The sequence below is a fragment of the Thermococcus sp. 4557 genome (assembly GCF_000221185.1).
Classification (GTDB): domain Archaea; phylum Methanobacteriota_B; class Thermococci; order Thermococcales; family Thermococcaceae; genus Thermococcus.
In genome coordinates this window covers 936,910-950,480 of record NC_015865.1, presented here as the reverse complement: position 1 = coordinate 950,480, position 13,571 = coordinate 936,910, and the positions used below count along the sequence as shown (strand labels likewise).

The window sequence follows — 13,571 nt, the reverse complement described above, 5'->3', positions numbered from 1 at the left end:
TTGAGTAAAAGCCTTTCGGCAAGGTTTTTAGCGTTCCCGTCGAAACCCATAACGGTGGGAGAGATGATAGTGATAAACGGTTCCTACGGTGAGGGTGGGGGTCAGATACTGAGAACGAGCGTTGCCCTTTCCGTCATTACTGGAAAGCCCGTTAAAATCGTCAAGATTCGTGCGAACAGACCAAACCCAGGGCTCAGACCGCAGCACCTCCACGGGATTTTGGCTTTAAAGGAGCTGAGCAACGCGAGGGTTAAGGGTGCGCAGGTTGGTTCTACCGTCCTTGAGTTCATACCCGGAAAGGCCGAGGCAAGGCACGTCCACGTTCCCATAAAGACGGCTGGCAGTGTAACCCTCGTGCTTCAGGCTCTGCTGCCAGCGATGGCCTTCACCGGCGGGAGCTTTGAGATAACCGGAGGAACCGACGTCCCCTGGAGCCCTCCGGTCGATTATCTGAAGAACGTAACGCTCTACGCCCTCGGGAAGATGGGGATTGAGGCTGAGATGGACCTCAAGAGGCGCGGCCACTACCCGAAGGGCGGCGGGCTGGTCACCGGAAGGGTCGAGCCCTGGGAGGAGAGGAAACCCCTGGAGGCCGCCGAGTGGCGCAGAATAGAACGCTTCGCCGGGATAAGCCATGCCACCAATCTACCCCCCCACGTCGCCGAGAGACAGGCGGGGGCTGCCGAGGAGAGGCTTGAGGAGCTTTACAGCGCCCCCGTGGAGATAGAGACCGAGGTATCGCGCTCCCTCGGGCCGGGAAGCGGTATCGTCCTCTGGGCGGAAACCGATTCGCTGAGACTCGGCGGAGACGCCCTCGGAAAGCGCGGAAAGCCTGCCGAAGTTGTCGGCAGGGAAGCCGCCGATGAGCTCCTTGACCAGCTGACGGGCGGAAAAGCGGTTGACAGGTTCCTCGGCGACCAGCTGATACCGTTCCTGGCTTTCGCTGGTGGAGAGATAGGGGTAACGGAGATAACCAGCCACCTCATCACAAACGTCTGGGTTGTGGAGCAGTTCCTCGGCAGGGTCTTTGAGGTGGAGGGAGAAATCGGAGGGCCCGGGACTGTGAGGGTGGTGAAGAGGGCGGGGGTTTAATCCCCCTCCACCTCTACCTCATAGACCTTCTCCGGGTTCTCGACGTGAATCTTGTAGACGTCCTCCTCAGTGAAGAGGCCGTTCTGGAGAAAGGCCTTCGTCCTCTTCGGTACTGTCTTTGGTCCAAGGACTGCCCCCGGACGGCGCTTGTCGTCTATGTAGTCCGTCTCCATCATGAACCTGTTTCCCTGCTCTATCGCCGCCTTGATGTTCTTCTTGCTCGCGATGATGCTCGGGAAGACCCCAACCTCCTCCGCCACATTAACGAGCGGCGGCGAGAAGTGTTTGACGACCTTGTACGGCTTTATCCCGACTTCCCTCACGTATCTCCCAAGCTCCCTGAACTTGGCCTCGTCGAAGCTCTCGGTGTGGAGCTGAACCGCGCAGTCGGCTTCCTTCGCTAAGCTCATCCCGTACTTCATCAGCTCGATGCTCGCATCCCAGTTTTCCGGCGGAACTTCGTAGTGCGGTCTGCCTATCTCGCCTATGGCTATGGCCTTTCCCTCAAGGCAGAGCCTCTGGGCGTATTCGAGGGCTTTCATGACTTCGTTTCTGGCGTATTCAAGGCCCTTCTGCTCCGCGAGGTAAACGAACTCCGCCGGATGCACACCGACGACGGCGTAGGCCCTAACGGGCGTCTCCTTGTTTATTTTCTCAACCAGTTCGATGTGGAAGTCCATCGCCTTCATGAAGTCCTCCGCATTCAGTCCCGGGAAGCCGTAGTCGTGGGCGGTTTTGTAGACAACAACCAGGTGTGTCCCTCCAGCGCGGTGGAACTGCCTCACGGCCTCAAGAAAGAGTCCCTTGTAGGGGTCAACGTGGAAGTGGTCGTCCCAGATTATCATACCATCACCTCACGATTGGTAAACTTCTATGACCTCGCCCTCTTTGACCTTTAGCGTTCCCTCGAGGATCAGGGCCGCTTCATCGTGCTCCACAACGAAATCCACCTTCCTGTTCCGGATGTGTATCTCCCTCACGAGCGCTATTCCCCCACCCTTGAGCTTGTAGCCTGGGTATATGACTCCCTCAAGCACAACACCGCCCAGAACCTGTTTTCCGAGGACGTAGGTTACCCCAACCACCTGGAACCTGCCCGCGGGCTTTCGGGATACTATTTGAACGTCTCCCCCGTTTCTGCCCCTGCCGAACAGCCGGTCCAGTATTCCCATGCTCTCACCTTGCACTCCCATCCAGGTACGCTATCATGTCGCCGTCGACTATCCGAAGGGTGGGCCCCTTGGCGAAGACGAGGGCGTGCCGCTTGTTCCGCAGCCGAATTCTTACGACGGTTGTGGCTATCTCCTCCAGCTCCGGTATCGGGTTGGTTCTGAGGGCGGAAACCACGCTTTTATTCAGTATGTAGAACGAGACGTGGCTCTCGTCCCCAAGCCGCTCCTTTATGGCCCCGGTCATCATGTAGAACTCGCGTTTGCTCTCAAAGAATGCGAACAGTCTCTCTATGCCGAGGGTTATGTGTATGTACCTCTCGCCGGGGGCCGCTTCTTTGAGGGCCTCCCTGTGCTGGTTCAGATACCTGGCGGCGTCGCTCTCTATGCCTATCCTCGCCACGACGTTTCCGATGCTCTTGACCCCGCCCGTTTTTATGACGCTGACGCCTGAAAAATCCTCGTCTATTCCGAGGAAACGGAGATGTTCCCTGACTACGTGAAGTGAGTCCAGGATATCGTCCACGTAAACGGGTACCCCCCTCTTTCTCCCGTACTCCGCTATCAGATGGGTCATCAGGGCGGTTCCGTAGGGGGATTCGTTCTCCACCAGGATTACGTCGCCGAAAAAAACGCTGTCCAGGTACTCATAGACCCTTTCCGTGGAAAGCATCGAGCATCACCTCCAGGCTCACCTCGTACTCCCTCCCCAGGAGTTCCCTTACCGGTGTTTTTAGGAAGGTTACCTTTGCGCTGATCGGGGTGGGGGTTATCTCCACAACGGTACTCGCGATGTACTCCAGCTCAGGCAGGGGGTTGAACTCCAGGGTTGAGGCCACCTCCGTGTTCATCAGGTACGCCGCCTTTCTCTTCGTGTTCCCGAGCATGTTCTGCAGCTCCGTTATGAACAGATAGTACTCCCTGGGGCTGTGGATAAAGGCAAAGAGCCTTTCTAGGCCGAGGGCAATGTTTATGGAGTCGTTAATTTCCGCGAGTGCTTTTTTCATGGTTTCTTTGTACTTTTTTATGTAAACAAGCGGCTCCGAGCTGAACTCCACGTTGGCTATGACGTTTCCAACGTTTATCCTTCCGCCCGATTTCACGACGAGTGCATTGCTGAAGTCCTCCTCGATTCCCCAGAACCTGAGGTGCTCCTGAAGAACGTGAAGGGAATCAAAATTATCGTCTATGATTACCGGGACGTTCCTCTTCCTCCCGTACTCCATCAGCATAAGGACGAGGAACTCGGGTGCGTAGGAGGGATGGTACTTCACGAGAACGCTCTCCCCCGGCTGCACCGTGTCGATTACCCTGAAAAGCTCCTCGAGCTGCTCCATGGTTCTCACCGTTGAGATTTTTACCATGGAGTGATATAAACATTTTGGGAGAATCTGAGTTTTGTGCACTTGATTTGGAGTTCTGGACTAAATTAAATAAAAAACAACGCTTCAGAGCTTCACCAGGTGCACGGAGCAGGAGATGCATGGGTCGAACGCCCTGACGGTCTCCTCAAGCCTTCCTATCATTGCCTGTTCCTCGGCCTCGCCGTACAGTTTCCTTGCCTCCTCCAGCAGGCTGGCCTCCATCATCGCGTGGTTCAGCGCTGTTGGGGTTATTATGTTGGAGTAAGTTATCTTGCCGCTGGCGTCTATCCTGTAGTGGTGTATCAGAACACCCCTCGGGGCCTCGACGTAGCCTATCCCCTCGCCCTCCCTGGGCTCAACCGGGATGTTCTCCCCTTCGATGCCCCTATCGAGGAGCGTCTTCGCTATCTCGTTTGCCCTCTCGAGGGAATAGACCAGCTCTATCGCCTGGGCCAGGTTGTTGTAGCTGACGTAGCCGGTCTCCAGTTTTTCCCTGTGCTCCTCGAAGAGCCTCTTGGCGGCAGGTGTGAGCATCTCTGACTTGAGGAGCAACCTCGGCAGCGCTCCGACAAAGAAGGTCTCGCCCTTGTAGCGGCTCTGCTTGGCGAAGCTGTAAACGAGGGAGCGCTCCTCTATCCTCTCGGTGTAGTGGAAGGCGCCTTCCTCGTCAGAGACCAGCTTTTCACCCCACAGGTAGCCGTCGGTGGCGACGAAGTGCCTCGCCTGGGCGCCGTATGGATCCAGTTGGGCGAAGAGTCTTACAGCTCTCCTCGCCAGCCTGAGGAGGGCTTCGCTTTCCTTCTCCACCCTCTCAAGCTCCTCCACCGTTGGATACCTGCCGAAGCCGCCGGGCTTGACGTTTATTCCGTGTATCTCCCTGCCGCCTACCATCACCCTTATCCTGTTGCCGAAGGCCTTCAGGGCGAGGCCCTCCTTCACCAGCTCCCCGTGCTTTGTGGCCATCCTTATTGCGTCGGGGTAGCCGAACACGTCCGGCGCAACGAGGAGGTACAGGTGCAGTGCGTGGCTCTCAAGCAGTTCCCCTATGAGTCCGAGCTCTCTGATCAGTGCTATCTCCTCCGGAACCTCAACGCCGAAGGCCCGCTCTATCCCGAGGACTGAGGCGACGCTGTGGGAGAGGTAGCAGATGGCGCATATCCTGGCCTCAAGGTCAGGAACGTCGTAGTAGTGCCTTCCAAGGGTCAGGAGCTCAAAGAATCTGGGCCCCTCGATGATCTTAAGCCTGACGTCCTTTACCTCGCCGTTCTCGATGACTATCTCGGCCTTTCCGTTGCCTTCAACGCGTGTGAACTCGCGGAGCTCAATTATCATGGCTCCCACCTCGCGAAGGTCTTGAACTTCCTTATGATGTACTCGTCATCGTAGCCGAGGTCCTTGAGTATCTCGTACTCGCTGGCTGGATTCACTTCCCCGGGTAGCGGTCCGCGGCAGCCTATACAGCCAAGGCCGGAGCGGATGCAGGCCGCGTTGCAGCCGCCGTAGGTTATCGGGCCGAGGCAGGGAAGGCCTTTCTTTACCAGCACGCACTCGTACTCGTTGAGCTTGCATTCCACACAGACAGGGTAGTCCTTCCTGACGGGCTCGATGCCCTTGGCTATGTCCATGAGCACCTGGTAGACCTCGTTTTTGTCGTACGGGCAGCCGGGCAGGGCGAAATCAACGGCTACGTATTCGACGACCGGCTTGGAGTCGAGGGCGCGCATTGGGTTGCCATCGTCCCCGTAGACAGCCTTCAGCTTCTCCCTGATGGGGAGTTCGACGCTCCCCTGAACCGAGCCATGGGTTGCGCAGGTTCCGAGGGCTATGAGGTATTCGGAGTGATTTCTTGCCTCTTTTAGCAGGTTCAGGTCGCGCTGGGTCGAGACGGTTCCGGTTACGAGGGCGACGTCGTAGTGGTTCTCCTCGCTGAGACTCGTCGCCATGTGGAACTCGGTTATCTCGTAGAATTCGAGGAGGTCGAAGAGCTTCTCGTATAGGAAGAGTATGTTGAGGGCACAGCCGCCGCAGTCGGTAAGCTCGAAAACCCCCAGCCTGAGCTTGTCCATCATATCAACCCCCTTGTGGAGAGAGCGTCCCAGTAGGTGAAGACCGGGCCGTCCTGGCAGATGTACTTCATGGAGACGCTGGTTCCGACGACGCAGTGGCCGCACTTGCCGACACCGCAGCGCATGCGCCTCTCCAGGGTCATGTAAATCCTGCCCGGTGAGAGCTTTCTATCCAAAAGCTCCCTTATGACAAACTTGTACATGACCGGCGGGCCGCAGATTAGGGCGTAGGTGTTGTTTACGTCGAACTCCTCGCCCCTGAAGAGGTCGGTGACGACACCCTTGCATACCCTGTCCGAGAAGCCCTGTTCGAGGTAGATGCACGAGGGGCTCTCAACTTCATAGGCAAGCTTTACCGAGCAGTTCATGGCCTCGCCGTGCTTGAGGAGGTGTATTATCTCGTCCCGGAAGAGTATGTCCTCGTAGGCCTTGGTTCCGTAGAGCAGCCAGACGTTCTCGTACTTGCCGGTGTCGATGGCGTACCAGAGCACCGAGCGGAGGGGTGCCATTCCGAGACCGCCCGCGACAAGGATTAGGTTTGAGCCCTCCATCTTCTCCATGGGGAATCCGTTTCCGTAGGGCCCGCGGATTCCCACGACGTCCCCTTCATTCATCTTGTGGACGAACTTGGTCATCCTGCCAACCTTTCTGATGCAGAGCTGGAAGTAGCCCTTCCTCGTGGGTGAGGAGCAGATGCTTATCGGGAACTCTCCGAAGCCGCGGATGTCGACGATGACGAACTGTCCCGGCTTGAAGTCGAACTTGGCCTCAACCTCGGGGTCGAGGAAGCGCAGTGTGAAGAGCTTCTCCCTCGACGTTAAGTCCTTCACTTCGAGAATCCTTGCGTCATACGTCTGGTACGGGTTCTCGCTCATTGCAGGGACCCCCTTACCTCCTCAAGAACCTTAACATGCTCTATCTTCGCCGGGCAGAACTCGTCGCATCTTCCACAGCCGACGCAGTTGTAGCCGGCAGTGGGGTCAAAGTAGCTCTTGCAGTAATAGCGGTGCCTGAAGCGGTCTAAACGGGTAGGCCTGAAGTTATGGCCTCCAGCGACGAGTCCATGGTTCTCCATGAAGCACGAGTCGTAGCGCCTCTCGCGCACCGAGCTGTATGCGTCCATCCAGCTGTCGCAGACCTCGTAGCAGCGGCACGTCGGACAGACCATGTTGCAGTTGCCGCAGGCGAGGCATACCTCGGCGTACTTCTTCCACACCGGGCTGTTGTACGCTAAATCGAGCATATCGGCGAGGCCTTCCTGTGGGAGCTCCTTCTGGAAGGCTTTCGCGCGCTTCTCCTCGAACTCCTTGAAGTTGGCGAGGTCCTCGTCGGTCACCTCTTCGAACAGCTCGCTGTTTTCCCAGGCCATCTCGTGGCCGCGGACGCTCCCGATTCTGACCAGCCAGCCGTCGGGCAATTCGTGCAGGAACAGGTCGAAGCCCTCCATGGCGAAGTGCGTGCCGAGGCTCTTGCAGAAGCAGTACTCGTCGGGCATGCAGCTTATCCCTATTATCAGGGTCTTCTCGCGCCGGCTCTTGTAGTACGGGTCGGCCGGCTCGTTGAGGTACACCTTGTCGAGTATCTTAAGACCGTGGATATCACAGGAATGGAGTCCAAAGAGAACCGTCGGTTCTGCTTCGATTTCTTCTTCCCAGCGGCCGTTCTTCAGCCTGAGAATAGCCTCCTTTGGCCTGAAGAAGAACTTCTTCGGCGGAAGCATGGTCCTGGTGTAGTCCAGCGCTATCTCCGCCGGGTCGTGGACTTCCTGGAAAGAATAGATGTCACCCTTTTTTACCGGGGCATACAGGGTACCCCATTCCCCAAGGGACTTGAAGAACTTCCCAAAGTTTTCGGAGGGTAATTTTATATATCTCAAGGGCATCACCGCCTTAAATGGGATTATAATTTTAAGTTTGTAAAGAATCGATTTAAGAATTTTTCAAACGAATGGTTGCCAACCAGATGTTACAAACTTGTACTTTAGTGCACGCTTATAAACATTAGAGTCGAGACTCTTCTAAGAAATCGCGTGGTGATGCGAGATGGAAGCCTCGTTCGATTACATACGCTCTTATCCGCCGGAACCGAGTTCCCTAATCCCTCTTCTTCAGAGAACCCAGGAGCGCTTCGGTTACCTTCCAAGAGAAGCCCTTGAGGAGATAGCGAACTACCTTGGTGTCCCTCTCAGCAGGGTTTACGGTGTCGCCACCTTCTACGCCCAGTTCCGCTTCGAGCCCCTCGGGAAGTACGTCGTCAAAATCTGCCACGGAACGGCCTGCCACGTAAACGGCGCCGTAAACATATCCCAGGCCATAACCGAGGAGCTTGGAATTGAAGAGGGACAGACAACGGAGGACGGCCTCGTAACGCTGGAACGCGTCGCCTGTCTCGGATGCTGCAGCCTGGCACCGGTCATAATGATAAACGACAAGGTCTTCGGCAAGCTCACGCCCGATAAAGTCAGGAAACTTATGAGAAAGCTCAGGGAGGGGAAGCTCGATGTCTGAAATCAAAGCTATAGCGGTCGGCATGAACTCCTGTGGAATAGCGGCGGGCGCGAGGGAAACCTACGAGGCCATAAAGGCCGAGCTTGAGAAGAGAAACCTCGACGTGGAGCTCAAGATAGTCGGCTGCGTCGGCATGTGCTACCGCGAGCCCCTCGTGGACATCATCACCGATGATGAGATAATCACCTACGGCCACGTTGACCCCAAGAAGGTCCCCAGGATCATAGAGGAGCACGTGGTTAACGGAAAGCCCATAGAAGAGTGGGTCGTTAAGAGGGACTGGTGGGAGAACGGTGAGAGGAAGACGTGGGACGTTGACGGCTACTTCTCCAAGCAGAGGAAGATAGTGCTTGAAAACTCCGGCTACATAGACCCCGAGAACATCGAGGAGTACATCGCCGCTGGAGGCTACGAGGCGCTGAAAAAGGCCCTCAAAATGAAGCCCGAGGAGATAATAGACGTCATCACCAAGTCCGGGCTTCGCGGAAGGGGCGGTGCGGGATTCCCCACCGGTCTGAAGTGGAAGTTCGCGAGGGAAGCCAAGGGAGACGTGAAGTATATAGTCTGCAATGCCGACGAAGGAGACCCCGGAGCCTTCATGGACAGGAACGTCCTGGAGGGCGACCCGCACCGCGTCATTGAGGGCATGATAATCGGTGCATACGCGATTGGAGCGACGAAGGGCTTTATCTACGTCCGTGCCGAGTACCCGCTGGCCATAAGGAGGCTGAAGATAGCGCTGAAGCAGGCGCGCGAGAGGGGCTTCCTCGGTGAGAACATCCTTGGTTCTGGCTTCTCCTTCGACATCGCCATCAAGGAAGGTGCCGGAGCGTTCGTCTGCGGTGAGGAGACTGCCCTCATAGCTTCCATAGAGGGCAAGCGCGGAATGCCAAGGCCGAGGCCGCCCTATCCGGCCCAGAAGGGCCTCTGGGGCAAGCCCACCAACATCAACAACGTGGAAACGTGGGCGAACGTGCCGTGGATAATCAAACACGGCCCGGAGGCCTACGCCTCGATAGGAACCGAGAAGAGCAAGGGAACGAAGGTCTTTGCCCTCTCGGGCAAGATAAAGCACGGCGGAAACGTTGAGGTTCCGATGGGAATGACGCTGAGGGAGATACTCTACGAGATAGGCGGTGGGACGAAGACGGGTAAGAAGATTAAGGCCGTCCAGCTCGGCGGCCCCTCCGGAGGCTGCATTCCCGAATATCTCTTCGACACGCCCGTTGACTACGAGAGCGTGAACGCGACCGGTGCGATAATGGGGAGCGGTGGGATGGTCGTCATGGACGAGGACACCTGTATGGTTGACGTCGCCAAGTTCTTCCTCGACTTCACCGTGAAGGAATCCTGCGGAAAGTGCACCTTCTGCCGTTTAGGCACTAAAAGGATGTGGGAGATACTCGACAAGTTCACCAGGGGTGAGGCAACGGAGGAAGACCTCGAAAAGCTCGAACGGCTCGCCTATCAGGTCAAAGCCGGTTCGCTCTGCGGCCTCGGGCAGACCGCCCCGAATCCCGTTCTAACGACCATCCGCTACTTCAGGGACGAATACCTTGCCCATATCCAAGGAAAATGCCCCGCTAAGGTCTGCAAGCCGCTCATCAAGTACGTCATTATCGCAGACAGGTGCACCGGCTGTACGGCATGCGCCATATTCTGCCCGGTGAAAGCTATCGAAGGCGAGAAGCTCAAACCCCACGTCATTGACCAGTCTGCCTGCATCAAGTGCGGGACCTGCTACGAGGTGTGCCGGTTCAACGCCATAGAGATAGTTGATGCGGGGGGTGAGTGAGATGGTCAAAATCATTGTCAACGGAAAGGAACTCGATGCCCCTGAGGGGAAGCCGCTCATAGACTTCCTCCGTGAAATAACCCACATCCCCGGCTTCTGCTACAGTGGCGAAATTGACCCCTACGGCTCCTGCCGCTTATGCCTCGTCTCCACCAAGAGGGGAGTCACCACCTCGTGCACCCTCAGGCCGATGGAGGGGCTTGAGTTAGAGACCCTCACCGACGAAGTCGTTTCGATGAGGAAGACGGCACTTGAGCTCATACTCTCGGACCACTACGGCGACTGTATCGGCCCCTGTCAGGATGCCTGTCCGGCCCACAGCGACGTTCAGGGATACCTCGCACTCATAGCGATGGGCAAGTACCACGAGGCGGTCAAGCTGATGAAGGAGAAGTACATCCTCCCGGCTGTCCTCGGAAGGGTCTGCCCGGCCTTCTGTGAGGACGCCTGCCGGAGGAACCTCGTGGAGGAGCCCCTCGCGATAAGGCAGCTGAAGAGATACGCGGCCGACTACGACCTCGAACACGGCCCGTGGATGCCTGAGATTCCGCCCTCAACCGGAAAGAGGATAGCCGTCGTCGGAGGAGGGCCGGCCGGCCTTGCCTGCGCCTACTACCTCAGGACGATGGGACACGAGGTTACCATAATCGAGGCGATGCCGGAGCTCGGTGGAATGACCCGTTACGGCATTCCGCCCTACAGGCTGCCGAGGGACGTTTTGGACAGAGACATAGCGACCGTAATCAACACGGGAATAGAGGTGAAAACCAACACCGCCCTCGGAAGGGACGTGACCCTTGAGGAGCTCCGCGAGAAGTATGATGCCGTCTTCCTCGGCGTCGGTGCCTGGAGAAGCAGGAAAATGGGGATTCCGGGCGAGGAGCTTGAAGGCGTCATGCACGGCATAGAGTTCCTCAGGAAGGTCAACATGGGCGAGAGGGTCGAGCTCGGGGAGCGCGTCATAGTCGTCGGCGGCGGAAACACGGCCATGGACGTTGCAAGGACGGCTCTGAGGCTTGGTGCAAAGGTTACCGTCGTTTACCGCCGGTCGAAGGCTGAGATGCCCGCCAACGAACGCGAAGTGGAAGAGGCCATGGAGGAAGGCGTTGAGTTCATGTTCCTCACCAACCCGGTGAAGATTATCGGAGACGGGAGGGTCGAGGAGGTAGAGCTCATCAAGATGCGCCTCGGCGAGCCAGATTCAAGCGGAAGGAGAAGGCCGATACCGATTGAGGGCTCGGAGTTCAAAGTCAAAGCGGACAATGTTATCCTCGCCATAGGCCAGTACTGCGACGAGGAGTTCCTGAAGAGCCTTGGCATCGAGGCGAGGCGTGGAAAGGCCCTCGTTGATGAGGTGACGCTCCAGACGAGTGTTCCCGGTGTCTTCGCCGGCGGCGACCTCGTCCTCGGGCCATCAACGGTTATCGAGAGCATAGCCACCGGAAGAAGGGCCGCGATAATGATAGACCTCTACCTCAAGGGCAAGCTGGAGAAGGCCAAAGCCGTTCTCACCGAACCCGAGAAGCACATCGAGGAAGTATTAAGCGACGACGACCTGTATAGAGTTCTTTTCGACCTCAGACCCTACAACCACTGGAAGAAAGTAACCGAGAAGGACTATGAGCATGTCGAAAGAAAGCCGAGGGCGAAGGTGAAGCTCCTCGATCCGGAAAAGAGGAAGAGAACCTTCGAGGAGGTCGAGCCGGCCCTAACCGAGGAGCAGGTTCTTGAAGAAGCGAAGCGCTGTATGAGCTGCGGCTGTATGGAAGTCTTCCGGTGTAAGCTGAGGGAGTACGCCACGCTCTACGGTGCTGAGCAGTACGCCTTCGAGGGCGAGCAGAACAAGTTCGAGATAGACGAGAGCCACCCTTGGGTGACGCTCGACAACAACAAGTGCGTCCTCTGTGGCCAGTGCGTCAACTTCACCCATGAGATAGCCGGAGAGGGAGTGCTGGACTACCTGTTCCGTGGATTCAAGACGAGGATCTCGCCGCCACTTGGGGAGAGCCTCGGGGACATGGAGGGCAGGTTCATCGGGGAGATGATAGACCTATGTCCGGTTGGGGCAATAACCGAGAAGCTTCCCTTCGTCAAGCCCGGGCCCTGGAAGACGAAGCCCGTCAAAACCGTTTGCAACGGCTGTTCCTTCGCCTGCGAGATGAACGTGGAGGTCTACGACGGCATGCTCGTGAGGGCTTCGAGGGTGGAAGGTTCTTGGAACAGCCACCTCTGCGACTACTGCAGGTTTTCCAGACCATGGGCCGAAGACCTTACCGGCCCGCTTCTCAATGGCGAACCAGTGAGCTGGGAGGAGGCCAAGCGCTTTATAGCTGAGAGGAGCTACGCCCTGATTTTAACGCCGGAGCTGACGAATGAAGAAATCGCCCGGCTCAAGGCCTTCGCTGAGGAGAAGGGCATCCCAGTAGGCTCCACCGTGAGCGGAGGTATCTCCACGGCCACGCTGGACGAGGTAAGGAACGCCAAGCGCGTCCTCCTCAGGGCAGACCCGGAGAAGTTCCCACTCCTCAAGATACTCCTGAAGGGCAAGGAAATCGTCGAGGAGGGCTACGACGTTGCGATACTTGATGGGGGAGAGCCGCTCGACGTTCCAACGCTGATCCTCCATGAGGGGGTCAATGCCGCTGGACTGCTGAAGGCCGGAATAACGGGAATTCCGGAGAGCGAGGCCTACATCGTTATCGGAAGGCCTGTGGAGAACCTGAGGGGCGACGTCCTCGTGGTTCCCGCCGGGGTGTGGGCCGAAAAGAGCGGAACCGTCACCAACGCCTTCGGAATGGAGCTGAAAATGGAGAGGGCGAGGGAAGGCTACTCGCCGCTGGAGCTTTTCTCGTGATTTTCTTTTTAGATGTTGGCCAGTGGGAATCAAACAGCCTCCTATTCTGTTTTTCTACCGGCGATTATATTATGGGGATTCGAAAACTTAGGGAAAGAGAAGGACTCATTGACAGGCTGATCGAGAACCCCAATGAAAACCTCGAACTCATAGGCCTCTATATCACCGTCCTGAAGCTCGCCGAGAAGGGGGAAATCGAAAAAGCTGAGGAATTTTTGCGGGGGCTTTAGCCTTCACTTATAAGCCCTTCCACGGGACTCCAGCCTCAGAACCCTGACGAGGTCGCGCTTCCAGTCCACGGCGTAAATCAGCCGGTACTCCCCAGCCCTGACCCTGTAAAGGGCGAGGTCTCCAGTCCCCTTCAGCTTCTTCACGTCGTAGATTCCGGCGGGAACCGGTTCTTCCCTCAGGACTTTTAGAAGGGTGTGAATCCTCTCGTAATGGGCCGGAGGAAGGGACTTCATGGCCTTTACAACCCTGGGGTGAACCTCAACCCTGAAGCCCATACCTCACTCCCTCGGTTCCGGTAGGTCTTCAAGCCTCTTCCACTCGATGGAATCGTCCCTGGCTTCTCTGAGCAGCTCCTTAAGCTCCTCCTCGCTCAGTTCGTCGTTCTCTTCCGGGAGAAGCATGGCCTCAAGGTACTGCAACTCTTTTTTCAGCCTCTCCAGTTCCTTTGCGACGTATTCAACGGTCTTTGTCTCGACCCCTTCCATACTATCCC

The 13,571-nt window shown here is 57.0% G+C and carries 15 protein-coding genes; 5 read left to right on the top strand and 10 right to left on the bottom strand.

Annotation, left to right across the window (positions count from 1 at the left end):
- Positions 1-63: 63 nt before the first annotated feature.
- Positions 64-1,092, top strand: coding sequence for an RNA 3'-terminal phosphate cyclase (rtcA, locus tag GQS_RS05030; RefSeq protein ID WP_014012587.1), 1,029 nt, complete (start codon positions 64-66; stop codon positions 1,090-1,092).
- On the opposite strand, the gene GQS_RS05025 is transcribed toward rtcA, so the two are convergent.
- From GQS_RS05025 to shyB, 8 genes are all read right to left on the bottom strand, one after another.
- Complete coding sequence (locus GQS_RS05025; RefSeq protein WP_014012586.1) at positions 1,089-1,937, bottom strand: TatD family hydrolase; 849 nt, start codon at positions 1,935-1,937, stop codon at positions 1,089-1,091. The genes rtcA and GQS_RS05025 overlap by 4 nt on opposite strands.
- Positions 1,938-1,946: 9 nt before the next feature.
- The gene (pbp11, locus tag GQS_RS05020) at positions 1,947-2,264 is read right to left on the bottom strand and encodes a tRNA-binding protein Pbp11 (protein WP_014012585.1); all 318 of its coding nucleotides are present in this window, start codon (positions 2,262-2,264) and stop codon (positions 1,947-1,949) included.
- A 4-nt stretch (positions 2,265-2,268) separates the two neighbouring features.
- Positions 2,269-2,934, bottom strand: coding sequence for a DUF257 family protein (locus GQS_RS10760; RefSeq protein ID WP_014012584.1), 666 nt, complete (start codon positions 2,932-2,934; stop codon positions 2,269-2,271).
- Positions 2,909-3,598 carry a DUF257 family protein gene (locus GQS_RS05010; RefSeq protein ID WP_014012583.1) on the bottom strand — a complete coding sequence of 230 codons (690 nt, stop codon included), beginning with the start codon at positions 3,596-3,598 and terminating at the stop codon, positions 2,909-2,911. Before GQS_RS05010 ends, GQS_RS10760 begins: the two co-directional genes overlap by 26 nt.
- Before the next feature lie 111 nt (positions 3,599-3,709).
- The gene (gene shyA, locus GQS_RS05005) at positions 3,710-4,957 is read right to left on the bottom strand and encodes an NAD(P)-dependent hydrogenase/sulfhydrogenase 2 subunit alpha (protein ID WP_014012582.1); all 1,248 of its coding nucleotides are present in this window, start codon (positions 4,955-4,957) and stop codon (positions 3,710-3,712) included.
- Positions 4,954-5,694, bottom strand: a complete 741-nt coding sequence (shyD, locus tag GQS_RS05000; RefSeq protein WP_014012581.1) for an NAD(P)-dependent hydrogenase/sulfhydrogenase 2 subunit delta — start codon at positions 5,692-5,694, stop codon at positions 4,954-4,956. The genes shyA and shyD overlap by 4 nt, the downstream gene beginning before the upstream one ends.
- Positions 5,691-6,566: an NAD(P)-dependent hydrogenase/sulfhydrogenase 2 subunit gamma gene (shyC, locus tag GQS_RS04995; RefSeq protein ID WP_014012580.1), complete on the bottom strand. Its 876-nt coding sequence runs from the start codon at positions 6,564-6,566 to the stop codon at positions 5,691-5,693. The genes shyD and shyC overlap by 4 nt, the downstream gene beginning before the upstream one ends.
- Positions 6,563-7,567 carry an NAD(P)-dependent hydrogenase/sulfhydrogenase 2 subunit beta gene (shyB, locus tag GQS_RS04990; RefSeq protein WP_014012579.1) on the bottom strand — a complete coding sequence of 335 codons (1,005 nt, stop codon included), beginning with the start codon at positions 7,565-7,567 and terminating at the stop codon, positions 6,563-6,565. Before shyB ends, shyC begins: the two co-directional genes overlap by 4 nt.
- Positions 7,568-7,733: 166 nt before the next feature.
- Between shyB and nuoE the strand changes: the two genes are divergently transcribed.
- The 4 genes from nuoE (at position 7,734) to GQS_RS10945 (ending at position 13,077) form a co-directional block, all read left to right on the top strand.
- Positions 7,734-8,198: an NADH-quinone oxidoreductase subunit NuoE gene (gene nuoE / locus GQS_RS04985; protein WP_014012578.1), complete on the top strand. Its 465-nt coding sequence runs from the start codon at positions 7,734-7,736 to the stop codon at positions 8,196-8,198.
- Positions 8,191-9,993 (top strand): NADH-quinone oxidoreductase subunit NuoF, encoded by a 1,803-nt coding sequence (gene nuoF, locus GQS_RS04980; protein WP_014012577.1) that lies wholly within the window; start codon positions 8,191-8,193, stop codon positions 9,991-9,993. Before nuoE ends, nuoF begins: the two co-directional genes overlap by 8 nt.
- Position 9,994: 1 nt before the next feature.
- On the top strand, positions 9,995-12,847 hold the full coding sequence (locus tag GQS_RS04975; RefSeq protein WP_014012576.1) for an NAD(P)-binding protein: 2,853 nt from the start codon (positions 9,995-9,997) through the stop codon (positions 12,845-12,847).
- 71 nt (positions 12,848-12,918) lie between these two features.
- Positions 12,919-13,077: a hypothetical protein gene (locus tag GQS_RS10945; protein WP_158306489.1), complete on the top strand. Its 159-nt coding sequence runs from the start codon at positions 12,919-12,921 to the stop codon at positions 13,075-13,077.
- A gap of 3 nt (positions 13,078-13,080) precedes the next feature.
- On the opposite strand, the gene GQS_RS04965 is transcribed toward GQS_RS10945, so the two are convergent.
- Together GQS_RS04965 and GQS_RS04960 are read right to left on the bottom strand one after the other, a co-directional pair.
- Complete coding sequence (locus GQS_RS04965; RefSeq protein ID WP_014012574.1) at positions 13,081-13,353, bottom strand: type II toxin-antitoxin system RelE/ParE family toxin; 273 nt, start codon at positions 13,351-13,353, stop codon at positions 13,081-13,083.
- A 3-nt stretch (positions 13,354-13,356) separates the two neighbouring features.
- Positions 13,357-13,563: a DUF5646 family protein gene (locus tag GQS_RS04960; RefSeq protein ID WP_014012573.1), complete on the bottom strand. Its 207-nt coding sequence runs from the start codon at positions 13,561-13,563 to the stop codon at positions 13,357-13,359.
- Positions 13,564-13,571: the final 8 nt, after the last annotated feature.